The sequence below is a fragment of the Thalassococcus lentus genome (genome assembly GCF_028023555.1).
In the GTDB taxonomy this organism is placed as follows: domain Bacteria; phylum Pseudomonadota; class Alphaproteobacteria; order Rhodobacterales; family Rhodobacteraceae; genus Thalassococcus_A; species Thalassococcus_A lentus.
On sequence record NZ_JAQIOY010000001.1, the window covers coordinates 458208 to 482461 of the forward strand.

A 24254-nucleotide genomic window follows, 5' to 3' on the forward strand; every position below is an offset into this window, starting at 1 on the left:
GACTAGAGCAGATCTAGTATAATTGGCAGGTCTCATGCCTCGCGATGCCGCGCCGTCAGACGCGCTTTTGAAAGACGTCTTTGGATTCGACGCCTTTCGCCCTGGTCAGGGCGAAATCGTGGAGTCCGTTGCACGCGGCGAAAACGTTTTGGCCATCATGCCCACAGGTGGGGGTAAATCGCTCTGCTTTCAGCTGCCTGCTTTGATGCGCGCGGGCATTACAGTCGTTATTTCGCCCTTGATCGCCCTGATGCGTGATCAGGTCAGAGGGCTGCGCGAAGCGGGTGTCGCGGCTGGTGCGCTGACGTCTGGTAATACTGCCGAGGAAAACGACGCCGTCTGGGACATGATGCAGGATGGCAGCCTGAAACTGCTCTATCTCGCGCCCGAACGGTTGGCTTCTGGCGGCACTCAGCGCATGTTGGCGCAGGCCAATGTTTCGTTGATCGCGGTCGACGAGGCACATTGCGTCAGTCAATGGGGCCACGACTTCCGGCCGGACTACCTTCGCATTGGTGAGCTACGGCGCGCACTGGATGTGCCGCTGGCGGCATTCACCGCGACGGCGGATAGCGAAACGCAAGAAGAGATCGTCACTCGTCTCTTTGACGGACATCAGCCCCAAACATTCTTGCGCGGCTTTGATCGTCCGAACATTCATTTGGCTTTTCAGCCCAAGGATGGGCCCCGCCAGCAGATCCTGAGTTTTGCCGCGGCCCGCAAAGGGCAGTCAGGCATCGTTTACTGTGGAACGCGGGCCAAGACTGAAACTCTGGCCAAGGCGCTTTGTGATGAGGGGCATGCTGCCTGCCACTATCACGGTGGGATGGAAGCCGACGATCGGCGCGCAGTTGAGGAACGTTTTGCCACCGAAGACGGGCTGGTTGTCGTCGCTACGGTTGCCTTTGGTATGGGTGTGGACAAGCCGGATATTCGCTGGGTTGCACATGCCGATCTGCCCAAATCGATAGAAGCCTATTATCAGGAAATTGGTCGTGCGGGCCGCGATGGAGCGCCTGCTGAAACCATGACGCTGTTCGGGCCCGATGATATTCGTCTCAGGCGCAGCCAGATTGATGAAGGTCTTGCTCCGCCGGAAAGGCGTGTGGCTGACCATGGTCGTTTGAACGCTCTTTTGGGTTTGGCCGAAGCGCTGGGCTGCCGCCGGCAGGCTCTTCTTCAGTATTTCGATGAAACCGCCGAACCTTGTGGAAACTGCGATCTCTGCGACACGCCGCCCGAGCTGTTTGACGGCACCGACGCCGTGCGCAAGGCGCTTTCTGCGGCCTTGCGGACAAACGAAAGCTTTGGTGCCGGTCATTTGATCGACATCGTCATGGGCAAGAAAACCGAAAAGGTTCTGGCCCGTGGGCACGAAAACCTGCCTACCTTTGGCGTTGGCAAAGATCTATCCAAAGGGCAGTGGCAAGCCGTGTTCCGTCAGATGATGGGCCATGATCTGATGCGCCCGGATGCCGAGCGGCACGGGGCCTTGGTCATGACGGACCGTGCGTTGCCGATCTTGCGAGGCGAAGAAAGCATTCAACTGCGTCGGGATGCCGTGATTCGGGCAACCGAACGCCGACCTGCGGTCAAGACCATGGTCAGCGAAGAAGACGCACCGCTTCTTTCCGCGCTCAAGGCCAAACGTCGCGCTCTTGCCGAAGCAGCCCGGGCGCCAGCCTATGTGATATTCCCCGACAAAACACTGATCGAAATGGCCGAAAAACGGCCATCCAATCTGGATGAGATGGCTCGTATCAGTGGTGTTGGGGCCAAAAAGCTTGAGCGTTACGGCAATGCTTTTCTTGAGGTAATCAACGGCGCTGTCGAAACGCTGCACCCGTCTCGTCGCAAGCTGGCCGCACGCGGCGCAGGCGAAGTTTTTGATGCCTTGATGCAAGCGCAGGCCGAGTTGATCCGCGGGGCGGATGGCACGGACAAGCCGATGTCCTGCAATGCGTCGATGCTGGCCAAGCTGGCCGAAACGCGACCCGATTGCGAAAACAGCATTGCTCGCATTCTGGGTGATCGAAAGGCTGAGCGGTTTGGCACGGCCTTTCTGGAAATTCTGCGCGACGCGTCCTGATCTCAAACGCAGATCGCCAAAGTTCCGATCCCCATGAGAGCAATCAGATGATCGCTGGACCTTGGGGGGTCCCGGCTCTAAGTCTTAGGCCGAACCGTTTTTCATTTCCGTGGGAGGCTCGCAATGCTCGTGGTGATTTCACCGGCCAAACGGCTGGACTGGAGCGATCAGGATATCGACATGACGTCACCAGATTTTGAGCCGGACGCACAGCGCTTGGTCAAAACAGCCCGCAACCTTACTCTTGGTGATCTGAAGTCTTTGATGGGCCTGTCCGATGATCTGGCCAAATTGAACCGAGACCGTTTCCGCAGTTTTGCAGATTCGCCCGAAGCTGAACATTTGCGCCCAGCCGTTATGGCCTTTGCGGGCGATACCTATCAGGGTCTGGAGGCCGGTAGTCTCGATCAGGAAGAACTTGCCTGGGCGCAGGATCACCTGCGTATTTTGTCGGGGCTCTATGGGCTCTTGCGGCCGTTGGACGGCATTCAGCCATATCGTTTGGAAATGGGGTCTCGGCTCAAGACCCGGCGCGGAAAGTCGCTTTATGATTTTTGGCAAGACCAGATTTCCAAGGCGTTGAACGAACAGGCCGAAACCGTCGGCACGGACACTTTGGTGAATTGTGCCAGCCAGGAATATTTTGGTGCGGTTCCGGCCAAATCGCTGAACCTGAAGGTGATCACACCGCAGTTCATGGAAGACAAAAATGGCACGCCCAAGATTGTCAGTTTTTATGCCAAACGGGCGCGTGGCGCGATGGCTCGGTTTATCGTTCAAAACCGGTTGACCGACGCCGAAAGCCTGCAAGATTTCGACCTTGGTGGATATCAGTATCAACCGGATTTGTCCGAGCCAGAAAAGCCGGTGTTCTTGCGTCCGGCCGAAGCACTGGCCAAGGCATCCTGAACCGAACTGGCGTCGGCTACCCTGCCAGTTCGCGCTGCACACGTGCGCCATAGTATTCGATCTTTTCAGCCAGATTGGCCTTGCGAAGCGGCTTGGTTAGATAGTCATCAAGCCCAGCTTCCAAAATGCTTTCCTTGTCGCCTGCCATGGCGTGTGCGGTCACCGCTATGATCGGAACGCGGTGTCCGTCACCCTCGAGCCTGCGAATTTCGCGGGTGGCCTGTTTGCCATCCATCTGAGGCATCGAAATATCCATGAAAATCAAATCGGGCCGTTTGTCCCGATAGCAGGCGACTGCCTCCAGACCATTGTTCGCAAATCTCAGCGTTACGTTGAATCCCGACGCCATTTTGCGAAAGACGAGCTGATTGGTTTTGTTGTCTTCGGCCACCAGCACATCAAGCGGCGTGCCGTTCTCTTGGATCGGAGTGTATGATTTTACCGGCTCATTTAGCGGCTTATCGGGTTCATTTGTTTTTTGGCAGACCGGAGGCGCAAGGTTTTCAAGCGCTGAAAAAAGGGCCCTTCTGGGCGAAGGTTTTTGCAGGACTGCGTCCACTTCTGATCCAGCGACGCGGGCTATTTGACCCGCGGAATCCGACATCAGGATGAAGGGCAAATCGTGTCCTTGCTGGCGAATTTGCGAAACCATTTCCTGAGCGGACATGTCCGGCAGATCGGCTTCGGCGATGATCAGATCCGGGGCTGGGTTCATTCGGTCCAGCGCCTCGACACCGGTCTTGCAAAAGCTTGTTCTCAGGCCAAGCATTTCCAGTTGCTTGGACAAAATCGATCGGTTGGCGCTGTGATCATCCACAACCAGCACGGATTTCAAAAATGAAGGAAGAGCGGCTGTGTCCTGTACGACAGGTTCGTCGGCTGGCAGCACGATGCGCATTCCAAAACAGCTGCCCTTTCCAAGTTCGGATTCGACCCAGACCTCTCCGCGCATCAGCTCGATCAGGCGGCGCGTAATCGCAAGGCCCAGTCCGGTTCCTTCAAACGAACGATTCCTTTCATCTTCGACCTGATTGAATTCACCGAAAATGCTGCCCAACTTGTCATCCGGAATGCCAATGCCGGTATCCTCAATGGTCAGGTGCACTGCGGTTTCACCCATGGAGTCGCTGACACCGACAACACGGATCAGCACATGGCCTTCCACGGTGAACTTTACTGCATTGCCAATCAGGTTGGTCAGGATTTGACGAATGCGGCCCGGATCCCCGACAAAGCGTGTCGGCAGGAAGATGTCATAGTCAATGAGCAAGGCGATGCCCTTGTCACGCGCCGTGGGTTGCAGCAGCATCACGACCTCATGGATCGCGCGTTCCAGATCAAAGGGTTCCGGATGAAGCTGCAGTTTTTCAGCCTCGATTTTTGAGTAATCCAGAATGTCGTTGATAATGACCAAAAGAGCTTCGCCTGATGATCTGATGGTGTCGATGTACAGTTGCTGATCCTCGCTCAGCTCTGTGTCCATCATTAGATCGGCCATCCCGACAACTCCGTTCATCGGCGTGCGGATTTCATGGGACATGTTTGCGAGAAACGCTGATTTGGCACGATTTGCCGCTTCGGCCCGAATGGTTGCTTCGCGCAGGCGTTCCTGATCCTTTTTGACCTGCGTGATGTCGATTCTCAGACCAACGCGGCCGCCGTCGCGGGTCTGGCGTTCATAAACCCGGATCCAACGGCCATCATCCAGACGCTGTTCCAGTTCGGTATTGGCATTTCTGTGAACGGCGAGCCGCTCTTCCAGCCATTCCTCTTCCCGGCCGATTGCATCGGTGTATTGGCCCATCTCCAGACCATAGCGCAGGATGTCTTCAAAGCTGGCACCGGGCGTCATTGAGGGTGCGCTGGCCCTGTAGATGTCCTTGTAGGGATCATTGCACATCAAAAGCCGATCATCGGCATCGTAGATCACGAAACCGTCCGGCAGTTCCTGAACCGCAGACCACATCCGCATCAGATCAGTGGTATCGACTGCCAGCGAAACAACACCGCCTTCGGGTGTTCTGCGGTCCTGCACCTTGATGAAACGACCGTCGAACAAGCGAATGGTGACGCTGGGGATCGGATCCTGATGCCAACGATCGAGCATTCTGGCCTGCCAACGCAGGCTGCGTTCCCCCTGAAGGTCAACAATCCCTTCTTCGCTGAGAATTTCGAGAACCTGCGGATAGGTTGCGCCGGGCCCGATGCAATCAATGTCGTCGAAAATGGAAAGATACGCGGGGTTCGCCAGTTCCATAACGCCATCGCTGTTGAACATGGCGAAACCATCCCTGATGGTTTCAAGCGCCCGCCAAAGCTGATCCTCGACGATTTCGACCTTTTCCGTCACCTCGCCGAGTTGGGTGATGACCCGCTTGTTTTCCGAACGCACTTCCGCGACCTCGGCGCGGGTTTCGGTGATTTCGTGGCTCAGTTGCAGGGCGTGTTCGCCCAGCTTGCGATTGGCGGCTACAAGTTCCGTTTGCTTGAGTTCAAGCAACCGTTCCGCAGCCAACCGAGCGCGCCGTTCCTGTGCCAGTTGTTCGCTTGACGCCACAAGGTTCTCCCGACTTTCACGCGTCGCAAGCTGACATCCACCGATGAAAAAGAGCTTAAGGTTTGCCTTACTTGTTCCGACTCATGTCTACGTGGCAGGCTGGTGAGATAGTCGAAAGGAGCAATTTTATGCGTTTCTTTGTTCTCACCCTGCTCGCAGGGCTTTCCGTCGTGTCATCTGTACAGGCACAGGATGTCATCCCCGAACGTCGTTTGGTGCATACCCGAGACGTGGATTTTCCCGGTTCGGATCTGCAATCTCTTTTCGACACAAACCTGTCCGCATGCGAGGCCGCCTGCCTGAACGATCCAAAGTGCCGGGCCTTTACGTTCAACGCCAACTCCAACGCGTGTTTCCCAAAATCCGACGTCACGGACAGGCAAAGTTTCGCGGGCGCTATATCCGGGCGTGTCGTGGTTGCTTCGGCATCTGAACTGGCGCGCGCGGACGATCGCAAAGCGGATCTTGAACCGTTTGCAGCGGGCTTGCTGCCCGGCGCGCTGAAAGAGGCAAAGGATCTCGCTGCGCGTCACTACGGCGGGCAATGGTCCGTGCGGGCGCTTATGGACGCGGCTGAAAACAGCCGATCTACCCGCGATCTCGTCAATGCATACCATTGGACAGGCGCAGCCTTGGCGCAGTCCGATCAAGCGGATCACTGGTTGCAGTATGGGCATTTGGCAATCGAGCAAGCTGCCCAAACCAAAGGCAATAGGCAGCGTATGTTCCGTCAACGCGCCTTGCTGGCATCTGTGAACGCATATCTGCGCAGCCAAGATGACGCGACCCGTGTTGAGGCCTTGGTTGATCTGGCAAAGGCACGGGAACTTTTGGGTGACGGTCGGGGGATGATTGCGCCGCTGCGTCTGGCCGAAAAGATTGATCCGCAGCCTGAACTGGTCGAGTTGCTGGATTCAGCAATTGCCAAGTATGGCTTCCGGGTTCGGGAGCACACGGTCGAGGCGGACAGCGCCGCACCACGCATTTGCGCGCAGTTCTCTGAACCGTTGGTGCGCGCTGGTCAGGACTATACGCCGTATGTGCGCCTTCCGGATCAGCGGATGGCAATCGATTCCGACGACAATCGCATTTGCGTCACAGGCGTCGAGCATGGAAAACGATACACGGTGACTTTCCGCGCTGGCCTGCCTGCCGCCAATGGCGAAGAGCTTATCCGCGATGTGCCGATCACCGCCTATGTGCGTGACCGCAGCCCGAGCGTTTCATTCCCCGGTCGTGCTTATGTTTTACCGCGGACTGTCGATGCCGGCTTGCCGATCAAGACAGTAAATCTGGATTCCGTCGATCTGGTGCTGCGCCGGGTATCCGACCGCAATTTGCTTCGGTCGCTACAGGACAGCTATTTTGGAAAGCCATTGTCCAAATGGGAAGAGCGCGATTTCAGCAATGACATCGCAGAAGAAATCTGGCGCGGCAACGGAGAGGTCCAGAACCGTTTGAATGCCGATATGCTGACGCGTCTGCCGATGGGTGATGTGGTTGGTGATCTGCCGGCTGGAATCTATGCGCTGACCGCGTCGAAACCTGACAGCAATCCATGGTCAGACGGACGGGCGACCCAGTGGTTCCTGCTGTCCGACATTGGCCTGACAACTCTGCAGGGCAATGATGGGCTGACCGTATTTGCCCGGGGCCTGACGGATGCCGGTGCTCTTGAGGGGCTTGAGGTCAGCCTGCTGTCTTCGGCGAACCGCGTGCTTGATACGGTTCAGACTGACGCAATGGGTATCGCTCGGTTTGCACCGGGTCTGCTTCGGGGCAAAGCTGGTGCGCAAGCGGCCCTTGTCATGGCGAAACGTGGCAATGAGGATCTCGCGTTTTTGTCGCTGACAGATCCTGCCTTCGACTTGTCTGATCGTGGGGTTGCGGGGCGTGACCCGGCCGGGCCGATGGATGCATTTTTGACGACGGACCGGGGGGCCTATCGGGCCGGTGAGGTAATTCATCTGACGGCCCTGTTGCGCGATGCCAAGGCGGCCGCAGTTCAGAACGTACCGCTGGTGGCCGTGCTGACCCGTCCCGATGGTGTCGAGCATTCTCGCCATGTTTCAGACGGTGGGTTGGCCGGTGGCCACGTATTCGATTTGCCACTCGCGTATTCCGTTCCTCGGGGGACTTGGCGGGTCGCTGTCTTTGCGGATCCGGATGCTGATCCGCTCAGCAGCCGATCGGTACTGGTCGAGGATTTTGTTCCGGAACGCATCGATTTCGACTTGGATTTACCTGATGGGGCAATCAATCCCCTGGCGCCTCCACAGCTGGATGTGTCGGCGCGATATCTCTTTGGGGCTCCGGGGTCTGATTTGAACATCGAAGGCGAGCTTCAGCTAAAAACCGGCACCACGCTTGCTGACTTTCCGGGTTATCGGTTTGGCCGGCATGATGCCCCCAGCGATTACCGGACCAACAGTTTTCCCTCACAGTTGGTGACCGATGCAGATGGCACCGCATCTTTGCGTCTTCCGCTGCCTCAAATCGAAGGTGAAGCCCGTCCAATGCAGGCTCGCGTTACGTTGCGCCTGTCCGAGGCATCCGGGCGCCCGGTTGAGCGCAGCATTTCCCGCGCCGTTGCTCCGGATGGTCCGGTGATCGGGATCAAACCGGCCTTTAACGGCACTTTGCCTGAGGGGGCGACTGCCTCTTTTGATGTGATCGCGCTGGGCCCGGATCTGAACCCGCAGCCTATGCAGGTGGAATGGCAGATCAATCGCGTGCGGACGCGTTACCAGTGGTACCAGCTTTATGGCAACTGGCGGTGGGAGCCGATCACCAATCGTGAAACCATCGCCCGCGGAACCGGCGTCATCGACGAGACCGCCTTGGCTGTCGCGGCTGATGTTGAATGGGGTCGTTACGAGGTTGTCGTGGAACGCACTGATGGCGACTACGCATCTGCGTCCATGGGTTTCTCTGCCGGATGGTATGCCCCGGCAACGGCGACGGACACACCTGATATGCTTGAGCTGTCTCTGGACAAAAAAGCATACAAACCCGGCGACACGGCCAATTTGCGCTTGGTGCCACGTTATGGTGGCAAGGCGCTGGTCACAGTTCTGGCGGATCGAGTGATATCCATGCAGGCGGTGGAACTGACCGAGGGCGAAAACACATTGGCCTTGCCCGTAACCGAAGAATGGGGTGCGGGTGTTTACGTGACAGCGCAGGTTATCCGGCCCATGGATGTTGCCGCCGGTATGAACCCTGCGCGCAGTCTGGGTCTGACCCATGCGGCGGTGGATCCCGGCGAACGGAAGCTGCAGGTTTCTTTTGATGCGCCGGACGAAAGCCTGCCTCGGGCCGCCTTGAGAGCGGCGGTGCAGGTGGAGGGTGTTGCCGAAGGAGAAATCGCATATGTGACCGTCGCAGCGGTCGATCTTGGTATTCTGAACCTGACCGGGTTCAAATCGCCGGATCCTTCTGCTCACTACTTTGGACAGCGCAGACTGGGTGTTGAAATCCGTGACATCTATGGCCGCCTGATCGATGGAATGAACGGAGCCATGGGGCAGGTCCGATCCGGTGGCGACTCCGCTGCTTCGATGCGGATGCAAAACCCGCCGCCAACCGAGGCGCTTGTCGCGTTCTTTTCAGGGCCAGTCATGGTCAATGCTCAAGGCACAGCAGAAGTTTCCTTTGACCTTCCGGACTTCAACGGGACAGTTCGCATGATGGCCGTTGCATGGACGCCGACGGCAGTTGGTGAAGCCGAAGCCGACGTTCTGGTCCGCGATCCGGTGGTTATTTCTGCTTCGTTGCCGCGCTTTCTGGCGCCGGGTGATGACTCGAGGCTGTTGCTTGAACTGACCCATGCCAAAGGGCCGGGTGGAACCATGCCCTTGCTGGTAACGGCCGATGGTATTGAACTGGATACCACCTCCTTGCCGCGCGATGTTGCATTGCAGGAAGGGGAAAAGGTTCGCTACGCCATCCCGCTGACATCAGACGATGTTGGTGACCATGACATTTCTATCGTTCTGACCACACCGGAAGGCCAGCGCCTGACCAAATCCCTGACTCTGGGCGTGCGTGCGCTTGATCCAACGAGCGGGCAAACCCGCCGCTTTGCCTTGGAGCCGGGGCAGACCTTTACCCTCGACGATGAGATATTCGCAGGGTTCAGTATGCATGCGTCTTCGGCAATGATTTCCGCAGGTCCCTTGGCCCGCTTTGATGCACCGGGTCTTCTGGCTTCGCTGGATCGGTATCCCTATGGCTGCACTGAACAAGTAACCTCCCGGGCCTTGCCGCTGCTGTACATGTCTGCCGTGGCAGAACCACTTGGATTGGGTGATCCTGAGCGCATAAAAACGCGTATCAATCAGGCCGTGACCCAGGTGTTGACACGGCAAGCCAACAATGGGGCGTTTGGGCTCTGGCGCGCGGGGTCGGGTGACTTCTGGCTGGATGCCTATGTGACGGACTTCCTGTCACGGGCACGTGCCGCTGGACATGAGGTGCCACAAATCGCGTTCCGGAATGCTTTGGACAATCTGGCCAATCGTATCGCCTATGCACCTGACTTTGACGATGGCGGAGAAGACATCGCTTATGCACTGATGGTTCTGGCACGCGAAGGCAAGGCAGCCATGGGTGATCTGCGCTACTACGCTGATGAAAGGGCCGATGCTTTGGCGACGCCGTTGGCGCAGGCGCAGTTGGGGGCGGCCTTGGCCTCGTACGGGGATCAACCGCGCGCGGATGCGATGTTCGCCAAGGCCGCTGCACGGATCGCCGGAACACAGCAAAGCACATCCGTATTCCGTGCCGACTATGGTTCCCCCATTCGGGACGCTGCCGGATTGCTGTCACTTGCCGTAGAAGCCCGGAGTGAGGGCGTCGATCGCGCGGCGCTGACCACACGGATTGCATCGGTCAACCGGCCGCTTTCGACACAAGAACAGGCCTGGGCGCTCTTGGCAGCACATGCGATGGTGCAGGATCCGACGGTATCGGGTCTGTCGATCAATGATGCTCCGCTGGCCGGGCCATTTGTGCGGCGCATCGAAGGACGCGATCTGCAGCCTATGCAAATCACGAACACGGCAGACCAGAAAACAGATATTACCCTGACGACGCTTGGTGTGCCGGATGGTCCTACCGTTGCCTCTGGCTACGGCTATGCGATCAGCCGCGACTACTACACGATGGAAGGCGAAAAGATCCAAGGCTCTGTCAAAGCCGGTACACGGCTGGTGACTGTTCTGACCATTCGCCCGGCTGAAAAGACCCGCGCCCGTCTGATGATCGATGATGCGCTGCCGGCCGGTTTCGAAATCGACAATCCCAATCTGCTTCGGTCCGGTGAGATCAGGGCGCTTGACTGGCTCAAGGTGTCGTCCGGTGAGCACAGTGAATTCCGGTCGGAACGGTTCCTGACAGCGGTCACACATGCCGGAACGGATCCGGTTCGGTTGGCCTACATCGTGCGGGCCGTGTCGCCGGGTACGTATCATCATCCTGCGGCCTTGGTCGAGGATATGTATCGCCCCGACTACCGCGCTACGACGGCGTCGGGAACCGTGACGATTTTGCCATGATGGGCCAAACCATCGCGACGATTGAATGGCGGGCGCTGGATCGGGACGGCACGGACAAGTGCCGTCTCGCCAAAACGCCGGGAGGTTGGATGTTGATCGGGCATGCCCGGTTTCGGGATGCTTCTGGCTGGGCGGCTTTGGACTATGTGGTGCGCTGTGATGCAGACTGGCAGACCACAAGCTGCGATGTCACCGGCACACAGGGCGGCGGGGCAGTCGCCCTCCGGCTGACCAATGCCAACGGCAGTTGGAGTTTGAACGACCAAGAGCAATCACAGATTTCAGGCTGTACTGATGTCGACCTTGGGTTTTCGCCGGCAACCAACCTGATGCCCCTGCGCCGCGCGCCTGAGGTGGGGCGATTGGACGTGCGGGCGGCTTGGCTTCGGTTGCCGGGTCCAATGCTCGATCCGCTGGATCAGAGCTACACCCGCGAGCGCGGTGGATACGTGCACTACACGGCCCGGCAAACGGCGTACGAAGCGCATCTGGCTGTCGATGAACACGGCTTTGTCACGCGTTACCCGGGACTTTGGGAACAAACTCATGAGGCGTGAACGCGGGTCAAGACTGCTGATCGTCGTGGCGCTGTTTCTGGCTGTTCTTGCTGGTGGCCGGGATCAGTTCGACGCATTCATCGATGCGACACGTCTGCCGGTCTTGGTGCATGAAACGTCATCCGAAGTGCGCGACCGGAATGGCCAGTTGTTGCGGGCCTACACAATCGAGGATGGACTGTGGCGCATGTCGGTCACAGCCGATCAGGTCGATCCACTGTTTTTCAAGATGCTGATCGCCTACGAGGACAAAAGATTTCATGAGCACCGCGGTGTGGATGCCATTGCCACTGCGCGCGCGGGTCTGCAGGCGGTCCGGCATGGCAAAATCGTGTCGGGTGCTTCCACGCTGACCATGCAGGTGGCCCGGTTGCTCGAGGATGGAACCACCGGCCAATGGGGTGGAAAGTTCCGGCAAATGCGACTTGCATTGGCGCTGGAACGGCATCTCAGCAAACAGGAAATTCTGTCGATCTACCTGAAATTGGCCCCCTATGGTGGCAACGTCGAAGGGTTGCGGGCGGCATCCCTGATCTGGTTGGGAAAAGAGCCCAAGCGCCTGACACCAGCACAGGCTGCGTTGTTGGTGGCCTTGCCTCAGGCCCCCGAAAGCAGGCGTCCTGATCGCCGCGCAGAGGAAGCGCGTCGCGCGCGTGACCGGGTCTTGGACCGCATGGCGCGCGCTGGGGTGATTTCAGAACAAGACGCTTTGGCCGGCAAAACCGATCCTGCACCCTTTGGCCGCCACGCAATGCCGCAAATCGCGCCCCATCTCACAGACCGTGCAGTGGCACAGCGGCCGGGCGCACATGATCTGACAGTGGATCGTGATTTGCAGCGCAATCTGGAGCAGCTTCTTGCGCGGTATATGAAGGGCCGTGACCCGCGCCTGTCTGTAGCGCTGGTTTTGGCGGACCATGAAACTGGTGCTGTTCTTTCCTCTATTGGGTCTGCCAGCTACTCGGCTACGGCTGGGCAGGGGTTTGTTGATATGACCACGGCACTGCGTTCGCCCGGCTCGACGCTAAAGCCACTGGTGTATGGGCTCGCCTTTGACCGAGGATTGGCACATCCGGAAACGCTGATACTGGATACGCCAGCCCAGTTCGGCGGCTATGCGCCTCAGAATTTTGACGGTCAGTTTAGGGGCGAATTGTCTGTCCGGCGGGCTTTGCAGTTGTCTCTCAACATACCGGTCGTACGCCTGACCGAGGCGGTTGGACCTGCGCATCTGATGGCTGGGATGAAACGCGCTGGGATGAAACCCAAATTGCAGGGGGGCACGCCTGGCCTTGCCCTTGCGCTGGGTGGCTTGGGCGTTTCGCTTGAGGATATGGTCCAGCTATATACCGCGTTTGCTCGGGGTGGCGAAGCGGCGGAACTGCACTGGAAACAAGGCGAGACAACGCAAAATGGCCGTGTGCTTTCGCGTGCGTCCAGTTGGCAACTTGGGCACGTTCTGTCCGCGATTGCGCCCCCGCCATCGGCGGGCGCGGCGGGGCGCGTGGCCTACAAGACGGGAACGTCTTACGGCCATCGCGATGCCTGGGCGCTGGGCTGGGATGGGCAGCACGTTGCCGGCGTCTGGATTGGTCGACCTGATGGCACACCGGTTCCGGGGGCCTTTGGTGGCGATCTCGCTGCACCGCTGCTGTTCGAAGCGCTGGGCCGCGCCCGCTCCGGTACTGCGTTGCTGCCACCGCCACCGCCCGAAACCTTGCTGGTCAGTAATGCTCAATTGCCCAAACCGTTGCAGCGCTTTGGGCCGCGCGCCGGGGCCAAGACACTTCAGGTGACGTTTCCGCCGGACGGGGCGCGGCTGTCCAGCGCTGAAGCGGGGGTTCCGATCAAGTTGCGAGGTGGCACACCGCCCTACACCGTTCTGGCCGATGGTGCCGTATTGGCCAACGGTTTGCGCCAATCCGAGTTTCTAGCCCCTGTCGACGGTCCGGGGTTTTCCACACTGTCCATTTTGGATTCGGCCGGGCAGTCACAACGGGTCTCTATCGAAATGCGCTAGCCCACGGAATGCAAAAAGACCGGACGTTTTGAAACGCCCGGTCCGATGTTGAGTGACAGGTGTGGCCCGATGTCAGAGACGTTCGATGGCCATGGCGATACCCTGACCGCCGCCGATGCACATTGTGATCAAAGCCTTGCTGCCGCCAATGCGTTCCAGTTCATAAAGTGCCTTGACGGTGATGATTGCGCCGGTCGCGCCGACCGGATGGCCCAGGGCAATGGCACCGCCGTTCGGGTTAACCTTGGCCGGGTCCAAGCCAAGACCTTTGTTCACCGCCAGTGCCTGCGCTGCAAAGGCCTCGTTGCTTTCGATCACATCGAAATCCGAAGCAGACAGGCCAGTGCGCGCCAGCAGGTTTTCGACAGCAGGAACCGGACCAATGCCCATGACTTCGGGTCGGACACCTGCATGCGCATATCCCAATATCCGAGCGCGGGGTTTCAACCCTGCTTTCTCCGCAGCGGAGGCCCGGGCCAACACCAGTGCGGCGGCACCGTCATTTATGCCCGATGCGTTGCCTGCCGTTACACTGCCATCCTTCTGGAAAACCGCGCGCAACCCGGCCAGCGCCTCAGGCGTCGTTGCCTTGGGATGTTCATCGGTTTCAAAGGGAACCATGTCCCGTTTCACTTTGACGTCGACGGGTGTGATCTGGTCTTTGAAATATCCTGCTTCGATGGCCTTGGCTGCGCGGGTTTGGCTTTCCATGGCAAAAGCGTCCTGTGCCTCACGGCTGATGTCGTGCTCGGCTGCGACGTTTTCGGCTGTGACGCCCATATGGCCGGTGCCAAAGGGGCAATTGAGTGCGCCCAGCATCATGTCCAGCGTGCGGATGTCCCCCATCTTTGCGCCCCAACGCTGGTCAGGGATGATGAACGGACTGCGCGACATGTTTTCGGCGCCGCCGACAAGGGCAAATTCTGCATCGCCCAGCATCAGCGACTGAGCGCCAGAGACGATAGCCTGAACGCCTGATCCGCACAGACGATTTACATTCATGGCCGGTGTGGTGTCCGGAACGCCTGCACCCATGGCCGCAACGCGGGACAGGTACATGTCTTTGGGTTCCGTGTTGATCACATGGCCAAAGACAACAGTGCCGATCTGGTCTGGCGCAACCCCGGCTCGTTCCAGCGCTGCTTTGCTTGCCGCCGTCCCCAATGCGATGGGCGGCGTGGCGGCCAAGGCGCCTCCGAATGTTCCAATTGCGGTGCGTGCGCCGCTCAGAATGACGATATCGTCTGACATTTCGCTCTCTCCCATTGCTTTGTGCAGACTATGGGCAGAGCTAATTGAAATGTCAGCCCGCAACGTTCCGTCAGAATGGGATGAGATCGAATTAACCGTTGTGTCTGAACCCTCGGCCACCCGGCGGCGGGCCGGACAATCGGGTTGCAGAACGGCGTTTGCTGAACCGCTCAAACACTCTTTTGACCGAAAAAGTGTTTGCGCTGGACAAACCTCTTGGCGGCACGTGGGGCCGGTTGTTGGCCTGATGGCAATCGGCGGCGTAGTTGGATCGGATCAGGCTATGGTCATCCATGCCGGATCATTGGCCTTAAAATGTTTCGCCTTCGTTAATCCAGCACGGTCTTGCTGGACATGGGCGCACCATCCAGCATTCGAACCTCGCGCTGAGGGAATGGGATCGAAATACCATTCTTTTGAAACGCATCCCAAAGCGCCAGATAGACGTTGCCCCGAATGTTGGTCAGGCCGCCCGTGGGATCTTTGATCCAAAATCTCAGAATATAGTCGACCGAGCTGTCTCCAAAGCCAACCACATGACAAACCGGTGGTTTGAAATCGAGCACACGGTCAACGGTTTGCGCGGCCTCGATGGCTATTTCCCGGACCTTGTGAGGATCATCGTTATAGGCCGTACCAAAATAGATATCGAGCCGCACGAAATCGTTGGAGTGAGACCAGTTGACCACCTGACCGGTAATCAGGTCTTCGTTCGGGATCAGGTATTCTTTGCCGTCGCGGGTGACCACGCTCACGTATCGCGCGCCCAGACTGTTAATCCAGCCAAAGGTCTGTCCAAGGCTGATCACGTCACCCGGTTTGATCGACTTGTCCAAGAGAATGATGACCCCGCTGACAAGGTTCGACACCACCTTTTGCAGGCCAAAACCCAGACCGACACCAATCGCACCTGACAGAACGGCAAGGCCGGTCAGATCGACCCCCACAAGCCGCAGCCCAAGAAAAAACGCGAGACCATAAAGCAGCACCTGCAGGAACTTGATTGCAAGCACCTGCATTGATGGGCTGATGTCCTGGTTTTTGCGGATGCTTGCGGTTGATGCGCCCGCGATCAAACGGGCCATGGCAATCAAAACGGCCAGCAGGACAACGGCCTTGATGATCAGCCACAGGGTAATCCGTGTCTCACCAAGGTTTAGTGCGATGCCGTCCAGAACCGTCTGGGTTTCGTCTGTCAAATTCAGGATCGAAAGGGTGACCCAGATCCAAGCGCCGTACCGTGCCGAACTGCGCAGCAGCGGGTTTCCGATCAGGCGTGTTGCAAAGGCGATAAAGAGCCACGCGCTCGACAGGTTCGCGATGATGGCCAGCAGATACGATCGCGATGGCCAGGTTGCTTCGCGCATGACCAGAACAACGATCCAAATCAAGCACACGAAGATGATCATGCGCATTCTGCGCAGAATGATCAGACCGGTTCGCAACCGCCATTTGGGCCAGCCTTCGCGGGACCGTAACCATGTGTCAAAACGGGGCCCCACGAGCACAGCGAGAACATGCGCCAGCGCAAAAACACCAATCGCGATCAACACCTGATACGCCATCCATGGGCGCAACAGGCTTTCCAGAATTGTCTGGATCTGGGTCAACAGAACGCCAAAGACCGATTCAAGCGTTTCGGCGCTGATCTCTTCAATTTGAGGATCTTCGGGGTTCATGACCGGCCTTGCTGCTGCAGGGTCAGGATTGCATCGGGTCCGCTACGAGGCAAGACCAAAGCGCGTCACGGAACCATAACCACCTTTGGCGCTGAATGTACCGGACCTTTGTCTTGCGCAGACACGGCCAGCGCCGCGACGAGCAGCACTGCGATCAAGCTAAGGTTCAAAAGGTTCAGGGCGCTTTGCATAGATGGTTTCCACCGGAATAAAGAAGTTACGTAAGAAAGAGCGATATGGATCACCTTCAATGCGACATTTTCGCTGAAGCGGCATAAATGCTGACCGCAACCTTTCCAAACCCCGGTCTTGCGAGACTCGGCGCGCTTCTGTAATTGCACAACATGAACAGGATTTTCGACAGGGCAGACCGCGCGCGATTGCGCGAACGCTTTTTCGGAGCAACGCACACGGTGCTTGCCCGCCTATAAGGCTGTGTCCGTGCTTGCACGCCTATTACTACGCTTTTCGATCACAACCGAACGGGAGAGGACCCATGTCCCCCAAAACGCTCTATGATAAAATCTGGGATGCCCACGTCGTACATGAAGACGCCGATGGCACCTGCTTGCTCTACATTGATCGGCACCTCGTTCACGAGGTGACCAGCCCGCAGGCTTTCGAAGGTCTGCGCATGACAGGCCGCAAAGTCCGCGCGCCGGAAAAGACGATTGCTGTGCCGGATCACAACGTGCCCACCACGGCGGGCCGCGAAGACCCGAAAAACATGACCGAGGATTCGGCCATTCAGGTCGCGGCGCTCGATAAAAATGCCAAGGAATTCGGTATTCACTACTACCCCGTGTCCGATGTTCGTCAGGGTATCGTTCACATTGTTGGCCCGGAACAGGGCTGGACCCTGCCGGGTATGACCGTCGTTTGTGGTGACAGCCACACCGCGACGCATGGTGCCTTTGGCGCGCTGGCGCACGGCATCGGGACTTCTGAGGTTGAGCACGTTCTGGCCACTCAGACCCTGATCCAGAAGAAGTCCAAGAACATGAAGGTCGAGATCACTGGCAAGCTGAAGCCGGGTGTGACCGCCAAGGACATCACTCTTGCTGTCATCGGCGAGACCGGCACGGCGGGTGGTACCGGCTATGTCATCGAGTATTGCGGCGAAGCGATCCGTGACTTGTCGATGGAAGGCCGCATGACCGTCTGCAACATGGCTATCGAAGGCGGCGCCCGCGCTGGCCTGATTGCCCCTGATGAAACGACGTTCGAATATGTCAAAGGCCGCCCGCACGCGCCGAAGGGCGCGCAGTGGGAAGCGGCGATGGACTGGTGGAAGACGCTGTTCACCGACGAAGATGCGCACTTCGACAAAGTCGTGACCCTGAAGGGCGAAGAAATCGAACCTGTCGTCACCTGGGGCACCTCGCCCGAGGATGTACTGCCGATCTCGGCCGTAGTTCCGGCACCGGAAGACTTCACCGGCGGCAAGATCGAAGCGGCGCGCCGCTCTATCGACTACATGGGTCTGGAACCGGGTCAGAAGCTCACGGATATCGAGATCGACACAGTCTTTATCGGGTCTTGCACCAACGGCCGGATCGAAGATCTTCGCGCAGCAGCAGAAATCCTCAAGGGCAAAAAGATCAAAGACGGCATGCGCGCTATGGTCGTTCCGGGCTCTGGCCTTGTGCGGGCGCAGGCTGAGGAAGAAGGCATTGCGGATGTGTTCAAGGAAGCCGGTTTCGAATGGCGTCTGGCCGGGTGTTCCATGTGCCTTGCGATGAACCCGGATCAATTGGCCGAGCATGAGCGCTGTGCCTCTACATCCAACCGCAACTTTGAAGGTCGTCAGGGGTTCAAGGGGCGTACACATCTTGTGTCGCCTGCCATGGCTGCCGCTGCAGCCCTCACTGGCAAACTCACCGACGTTCGGGAGATGATGTAATGGAAAAATTCGAAAAACTCACCGGGATCGCGGCGCCTATGCCGCTTGTGAACATCGATACCGATATGATCATCCCCAAGCGCTTTTTGAAATCGATCAAGCGCACCGGCTTTGGTGTCAGCTTGTTTGATGAGATGCGCTACAATCGGGATGGCTCCGAGATTGCGGATTTTGTCCTGAACCAGCCGCAGTACCGCGAAGCCGAAATTCTGGTGGCCGGTGATAACTTTGGCTGCGGATCGTCTCGGGAACACGCGCCGTGGGCGATCAAGGACTTTGGCATCAGGTGCATCATTTCGACCAGCTTTGCTGACATCTTCTACAACAACAGCTTCAAGAACGGCATTTTGCCGATCGTGCTGCCCCAAGAGCAGGTGGATGTGTTGATGAAGGATGCCGAAAAGGGTTCGAACGCTCGCATGACCATCGATCTGGAAAACCAGGTCGTCACCAGCTCTGACGGAGAGGAGTTCCCGTTCGAAGTGGATAGCTTCAAAAAGCATTGCTTGCTGAACGGGTTGGATGACATTGGGCTGACCATGGAAAAAGCATCTTCCATCGACACTTTTGAAGCGCAGGCTTCTCAGGCGCGCCCCTGGGTTTGAGGCCGTTAGAAAATCGTGAAAAAGCCCCGCAATTTTTGCGGGGCTTTTTTCTTTTTGGGATGTAGCGCCTATACTGACTTGTGGGTAAATGCGCTTAGTACCCAACATGTTGCGAGGACTTGTTGATCTAACAACAAGCCTGCCTTTCAATTGATGCAATCGCGCACCAATTGCTTCCTGAAATAGCCAAAATGATCTGTGCCACTGGCCCTGAACCTTGCTGTCGAATCGAAAAGGGGGCAAAACTTGGGCAAGAATGAGGCAACTCGCCATAATTGGCGGGATCAGACAGAAACCAGGGAACGGCATTGTACCGCGCCCGGCTGTACTGAAGGGGCAGGTCAGTGATCAAGCGTATGGTGGCATCCGCCGCTCGGGCATTTCTTGTGGCAATGGTCATTTCCATGCCTGCAATCATGCTGCCCGGCGTGAGCTCGGACACCATCCAGATCGTCGCCCTTTTGTCTCTTGTTGCTGCTACGCTCACCTTCGTTGAGTACGTCAGTGAATACCCGTCCCTCATCGAATTTCGCGCGGCACCGCCTTACAATCGGATGCGGTTTATCGCGCTGTTCATCACGGTTTTGACTCTTACGCTCATCAGCCGGGGCGAAACACAGCCCAGCGCATTGAGTTCAACGCTGACCGGGATGGGCATGACCATCGGAAACGCTATGGACTTTCCGTTTTCCCCGGTTCGGTTGATGGTTCTGGTCGCGCCCGCTGAATCGACCCTCAGCGATCTCGAAGCGCTGCGGACCCACGCTGGAATTGCCTACCTGATTTCGCTGGTGACCTTGCTGGCCTTTGTGGCGTTAATCCGATTGCTGACATGGCCCATTCGCAACGGAGCGTTCAATTTCTGGGTCAATCTGCCTTTGTTCGATCCAACGGCCGGGGGTGATGTGCTCTCCCGCCTGAAGCGCGACAGTCACATTAACGTAGCATTAGGATTTCTGCTGCCATTCTTGATCCCGGCGGTTCTCAAGCTGGTGTCCCAACTGGCCTCACCGCTTTCTTTCGACGAACCGCAAACCGTGATCTGGGTGATAAGCGCATGGGCCTTTTTGCCTGCCAGTTTGATAATGCGTGGCGTGGCCCTGATGCGCATTGCGGATCTGATCGAAGAGAAGCGACGCCGCGCATATGCGCAGGCAGAATTGCAGTTTGCTACCTGACGCTTTGCCTGCATCCGTCTGCAGCCTTTTCTGAGACAACCCAACAGATCCGGGTCGCCACTTGGGCCGGGGATTTCAGTCGTAAGGGGCCGGGCCTCTTGCTTCGGGATATAATGCGCGATGACGTTCCGGGTGTTGAGTTGCTGAATGCGGCGGCGGCAGACGTGCTCTTGTTGACCGACATTGATTTTGATGCCGGGCAGGCTGCGCTCGCTGCTTTGAACGATTCAATGGCGTTCCCATACCCGCATGTGTTTTCGAAGCGGCCCAACTCTGGATTGCCCACCGGGTTGGATCTCGACAAAGACGGGTTTCTGGGCGGTCCCCGTGACGCGCAGGGCTACGGCTGGTTTTCCGGCCAAGGGGGTCAGGCAATCCTGTCACGGTGGCCCATTCGTTTGCGTGCCGACTATTCAGACACTCTCTGGCAAGACTCACCCAATACGGCGATGCGTTCAGAGGACACGGGGCGCGACGTGCAGCGTTTGTCTTCTACGGCGCATTGGGCAGTTGAGATCGCCGCGCCACTGGGGGAATTCACTTTGCTAACGGTTGGCGCAACACCCCCGGTTTTTGATGGTCCCGAAGACAGGAACGGACGCCGCAACAGGGACGAAGTTTTGCTTTGGCATCATGTGCTCGGTGGGACATTCGGTGAACCGATAGACGGTGCGGCGGTCGTCTTGGGAAACCTGAACCTCGATCCGACCCGCGGTGACGGGATACGCGATGCTGTACGAGATTTACTACAGAATCAAAGGCTGCGCGATCCACTGCCGGGACTACCCACTGTCGAATGGGACAAGGTGGGCAAGATGCGCGTCAGCTACGTTTTGCCCACCACAGAGTTTCGGGTGATTGCCGCGGGTGTTATTCCGCCGGAAGAGGGGGCGGGCCCTCACGGTTTGGTTTGGGCTGATCTGGCGTACCACGCAAAACCGGGGCAATAGCCTGCTCGACCGCATCTTGGACTGGCGTTTCAAAGAAGTTGGGGATCAGTCGCTGAAAAGACGCGCCATCCAGCCAATGCGCCTTGTTCCAGAGGTAACGCATTTCCAAAAGCGGGGCTGCCAAACGCCAAAAGGGACGTGCCAGATACAGGGGCCACCAGCTCATCGTGGTGATTTTCACCTCCTGCCGCATTGCCAGCGCGCAAAGAGCAGCCAGCTGTTCGCCTGTCAGGGTGTAACCGGTGTAAGGCACATCCGCGAAGCGAGGCAGGTCGTGCCTGACTTCTGCCAGCGCAACTGCGGCGCGGGCCAGATCAGGCAAAAACGCCCAAGCATGCGGAACGTTGGTTGCGCCGGGATACCGCAACACTCCTTTTTTCAGCGGTGGGGCGATCATCATATCAAACCAGTTTCCCGATTCCTCGGTATCGAGGAAATTACCTGACCGAAGAATGATCGTTGGGATACCTGCATCGCGATAGCTTTGCTCCATCTCGATCCGTAATTTGCCCAGCGGATTGGTGGCCGCGTGCGGAGTGTCTTGGGCAAAACGGCTGTCGTCGCCGGACCCATAGACATACACATTGCCAGGAATGATCACAGTCGCCCCGCTGTTTTGCGCAGCGGCAATCACTTTGCCAGTCAAATTGGGCAGAGTGCTTTTCCAATCCGGATAGGCTGGATTCCATGCATTTACGATAACGTCTGCTCCTTGGGCAGATTCTATTAAGTCGTCTGATGCGCGGTCGAACAGACGTACATGCCACCCTGCATTCCAGAAGGCTTCTGCCGCGTTTCGACCGAAACGCCCGCTGGCGCCGAGGATCAATACAGTTTGCATAACGAGCTTCCTTTCATATCCGCGGTCCATTATCGGCATGCGAAAATATTTGGGAATTGCTCAAATTCGCAGATCATGTATTCATTTGTGAATGGATAAAGCCGATAAACTTGACTGGTCGTTGATCCAGACATTCCTTGCTGTCGCCGAAAGTGGATCCTTGTCCGAAGCGGCCCGCCAATTGGGGATTACCCAGCCCACTGCGGGCCGTCAGGTGCGCCAGATTGAGGAAACGCTTAACCTTTCGCTGTTCAACAGGCGGCCACGCGGGTTGGCCCTGACCGAGGCTGGCGCGGCATTGGTTCCGCACGCACGGGCGATGGCGGACAATATGAACGCGCTGGGGCTCGTGGCTGCGGGCCGTGCGGATCATCTATCTGGGCCTGTGCGTATCACGGCCAGTGTTGCCACGGCCCACCATCATCTGCCGCCCATAATCGCCCGTTTGCGTGCCGAAGAGCCGGACATCCAGATTGAGCTGGTTCCCTCGGACGAATCTGAAAATCTACTCTACCGCGAGGCGGATATCGCGGTGCGTATGTATCGATCCGAGCAGTTGGATATTGTAACCGCTCATCTTGGCGAGCTGGAATTGGGGATCTTCGCTGCTAAGGCTTACCTCGATCGAAAAGGACGGCCTCGAAACTTTGGCGAGATGTTTCAGCGCGATCTGGTCGGATACGACCGTTCGGACCGGTTGTTGCGTGGGATGCGGGATTTCGGGATTGAAGCACAGCGGGATTGGTTCGGAACGCGGTGCGATCATCATGCCGTTTATTTTGAGTTGATCCGTGCAGGATGCGGTATCGGATTTGCTCAGACCAGCCTTGGCGAAAGTGATCCCTCTCTGGAACGGCTCTTTCCGGAAGTGCCTATTCCCAGTCTTCCAGTCTGGTTGGCCGCGCATGAAGCCGTGCGCGCAACGCCGCGTGTGCGCCGTGTTTGGGATGCTTTGGCCGATGGGATGCGCGCGCACCTTTCTTGACCATTCCGGCAGGCTTGTTTACCGCAAGGCGCAACGAATTTCCGCAAGAGGACTGCGCCCATGACCAACCCTTCGCTTCTCATTCTGCCCGGTGACGGGATCGGCCCCGAAGTCATGGCCGAAGTTCGCAAGATCATCGACTGGTACGGTGCCAAGCGGGACATGGCTTTTGACGTTAGCGAAGATCTTGTTGGCGGTGCGGCCTATGACAAGCATGGCACGCCGCTGCATGATGACACAATGGCGAAGGCCCAAGAGGTCGACGCCGTTCTGCTGGGCGCGGTTGGCGGCCCCAAGTACGACGATCTGGACTTCAGCGTGAAGCCGGAACGGGGCTTGCTGCGTCTTCGCAAGGAAATGGACCTGTTCGCCAACCTGCGTCCTGCGCAATGCTTTGATGCTTTGGCTGATTTTTCGTCACTCAAGAAAGACGTCGTTGCCGGTCTGGATATCATGATTGTGCGCGAACTGACGTCGGGCATCTATTTCGGTGAGCCGCGTGGCATTATCGAAGAAGGCAACGAACGTGTTGGCATCAACACCCAGCGCTATACCGAGTCCGAGATTGCCCGCGTGGCCAAGGCAGCCTTTGAACTGGCGCGCCGTCGCGGCAACAAGGTCTGCTCGATGGAAAAGGCCAACGTGATGGAGTCGGGCATTCTGTGGCGCGATGTGGTGACCGAAGTTCATCAGGCCGAGTACAGCGATGTGGAACTGTCGCACATGTATGCCGATGCAGGTGCAATGCAGCTTTGCCGCTGGCCCAAGCAGTTCGACGTGATTGTTTGTGACAACCTGTTTGGGGACATCCTGTCTGATACGGCTGCCATGTTGACCGGTAGCCTTGGCATGTTGCCTTCCGCGTCGCTTGGCGCTCCAATGGCCAATGGTCGCCCCAAAGCGCTCTATGAACCGGTCCATGGCTCTGCGCCGGACATCGCAGGTCAGGGCAAAGCCAATCCGATTGCCTGTATCCTTAGCTTTGCCATGGCGCTGCGCTACAGCTTTGACCAAGGGGCCGAGGCTGATCGTCTGGAGCAAGCCGTTGAAACCGTTCTTGCACAGGGTCTGCGCACCGCCGATCTGGCTGGCGAAGAGGGTGTAACGCCGGTCAACACGTCCGAAATGGGCGATGCGATTGTCGCAGCACTGGAAGCGTCGGTCTGATCACG

At 57.8% G+C, this 24254-nt stretch carries 16 protein-coding genes; 11 read left to right on the plus strand and 5 right to left on the minus strand.

Annotated features, from left to right (window positions below; translation table 11 throughout):
• The first annotated feature begins 34 nt into the window (after nt 1-34).
• Nucleotides 35-2089 (plus strand): DNA helicase RecQ, encoded by a 2055-nt coding sequence (recQ, locus tag PFY00_RS02230; RefSeq protein ID WP_271430883.1) that lies wholly within the window; start codon nt 35-37, stop codon nt 2087-2089.
• Nucleotides 2090-2212: 123 nt separating this feature from the next.
• Nucleotides 2213-2998: a peroxide stress protein YaaA gene (gene yaaA, locus PFY00_RS02235; protein ID WP_271430884.1), complete on the plus strand. Its 786-nt coding sequence runs from the start codon at nt 2213-2215 to the stop codon at nt 2996-2998.
• A gap of 16 nt (nt 2999-3014) precedes the next feature.
• Here the strand turns inward: yaaA and PFY00_RS02240 are convergent, their stop codons facing one another.
• Nucleotides 3015-5555, minus strand: coding sequence for a hybrid sensor histidine kinase/response regulator (locus tag PFY00_RS02240; RefSeq protein ID WP_271430885.1), 2541 nt, complete (start codon nt 5553-5555; stop codon nt 3015-3017).
• Nucleotides 5556-5683: 128 nt separating this feature from the next.
• On the opposite strand from PFY00_RS02240, the gene PFY00_RS02245 reads away from it, so the two are divergent.
• Genes PFY00_RS02245 through pbpC form a run of 3 tightly spaced genes read left to right on the plus strand, consistent with a single transcriptional unit; the run spans nt 5684 to nt 13690 of the window.
• Complete coding sequence (locus PFY00_RS02245; protein ID WP_271430886.1) at nt 5684-11113, plus strand: alpha-2-macroglobulin family protein; 5430 nt, start codon at nt 5684-5686, stop codon at nt 11111-11113.
• Nucleotides 11110-11670, plus strand: coding sequence for a putative glycolipid-binding domain-containing protein (locus PFY00_RS02250; RefSeq protein ID WP_271430887.1), 561 nt, complete (start codon nt 11110-11112; stop codon nt 11668-11670). The genes PFY00_RS02245 and PFY00_RS02250 overlap by 4 nt, the downstream gene beginning before the upstream one ends.
• The gene (gene pbpC, locus PFY00_RS02255) at nt 11660-13690 is read left to right on the plus strand and encodes a penicillin-binding protein 1C (protein ID WP_271430888.1); all 2031 of its coding nucleotides are present in this window, start codon (nt 11660-11662) and stop codon (nt 13688-13690) included. Before PFY00_RS02250 ends, pbpC begins: the two co-directional genes overlap by 11 nt.
• Before the next feature lie 72 nt (nt 13691-13762).
• On the opposite strand, the gene PFY00_RS02260 is transcribed toward pbpC, so the two are convergent.
• From PFY00_RS02260 to PFY00_RS02270, 3 genes are all read right to left on the minus strand, one after another.
• Nucleotides 13763-14941 (minus strand): acetyl-CoA C-acyltransferase family protein, encoded by a 1179-nt coding sequence (locus tag PFY00_RS02260; protein WP_271430889.1) that lies wholly within the window; start codon nt 14939-14941, stop codon nt 13763-13765.
• A 329-nt stretch (nt 14942-15270) separates the two neighbouring features.
• Nucleotides 15271-16620: a mechanosensitive ion channel family protein gene (locus PFY00_RS02265; RefSeq protein WP_271430890.1), complete on the minus strand. Its 1350-nt coding sequence runs from the start codon at nt 16618-16620 to the stop codon at nt 15271-15273.
• Nucleotides 16621-16685: 65 nt separating this feature from the next.
• Nucleotides 16686-16811 carry a hypothetical protein gene (locus tag PFY00_RS02270; RefSeq protein WP_271430891.1) on the minus strand — a complete coding sequence of 42 codons (126 nt, stop codon included), beginning with the start codon at nt 16809-16811 and terminating at the stop codon, nt 16686-16688.
• A 305-nt stretch (nt 16812-17116) separates the two neighbouring features.
• On the opposite strand from PFY00_RS02270, the gene leuC reads away from it, so the two are divergent.
• From leuC to PFY00_RS02290, 4 genes are all read left to right on the plus strand, one after another.
• Nucleotides 17117-18523 carry a 3-isopropylmalate dehydratase large subunit gene (gene leuC, locus PFY00_RS02275; RefSeq protein ID WP_271430892.1) on the plus strand — a complete coding sequence of 469 codons (1407 nt, stop codon included), beginning with the start codon at nt 17117-17119 and terminating at the stop codon, nt 18521-18523.
• Entirely contained in the window at nt 18523-19128 is a 606-nt protein-coding gene (gene leuD / locus PFY00_RS02280; RefSeq protein ID WP_271430893.1) for a 3-isopropylmalate dehydratase small subunit, read from the plus strand. Before leuC ends, leuD begins: the two co-directional genes overlap by 1 nt.
• 344 nt (nt 19129-19472) lie before the next feature.
• On the plus strand, nt 19473-20306 hold the full coding sequence (locus PFY00_RS02285) for a hypothetical protein (protein WP_271430894.1): 834 nt from the start codon (nt 19473-19475) through the stop codon (nt 20304-20306).
• Nucleotides 20307-20419: 113 nt separating this feature from the next.
• Nucleotides 20420-21256: an endonuclease/exonuclease/phosphatase family protein gene (locus PFY00_RS02290; protein ID WP_271430895.1), complete on the plus strand. Its 837-nt coding sequence runs from the start codon at nt 20420-20422 to the stop codon at nt 21254-21256.
• On the opposite strand, the gene PFY00_RS02295 is transcribed toward PFY00_RS02290, so the two are convergent.
• Nucleotides 21177-22097 (minus strand): Rossmann-fold NAD(P)-binding domain-containing protein, encoded by a 921-nt coding sequence (locus tag PFY00_RS02295; protein WP_271430896.1) that lies wholly within the window; start codon nt 22095-22097, stop codon nt 21177-21179. The genes PFY00_RS02290 and PFY00_RS02295 overlap by 80 nt on opposite strands.
• A gap of 91 nt (nt 22098-22188) precedes the next feature.
• Between PFY00_RS02295 and PFY00_RS02300 the strand changes: the two genes are divergently transcribed.
• Nucleotides 22189-23082, plus strand: coding sequence for a LysR family transcriptional regulator (locus tag PFY00_RS02300; protein ID WP_271430897.1), 894 nt, complete (start codon nt 22189-22191; stop codon nt 23080-23082).
• 60 nt (nt 23083-23142) lie between these two features.
• On the plus strand, nt 23143-24249 hold the full coding sequence (gene leuB / locus PFY00_RS02305; RefSeq protein ID WP_271430898.1) for a 3-isopropylmalate dehydrogenase: 1107 nt from the start codon (nt 23143-23145) through the stop codon (nt 24247-24249).
• Nucleotides 24250-24254: the final 5 nt, after the last annotated feature.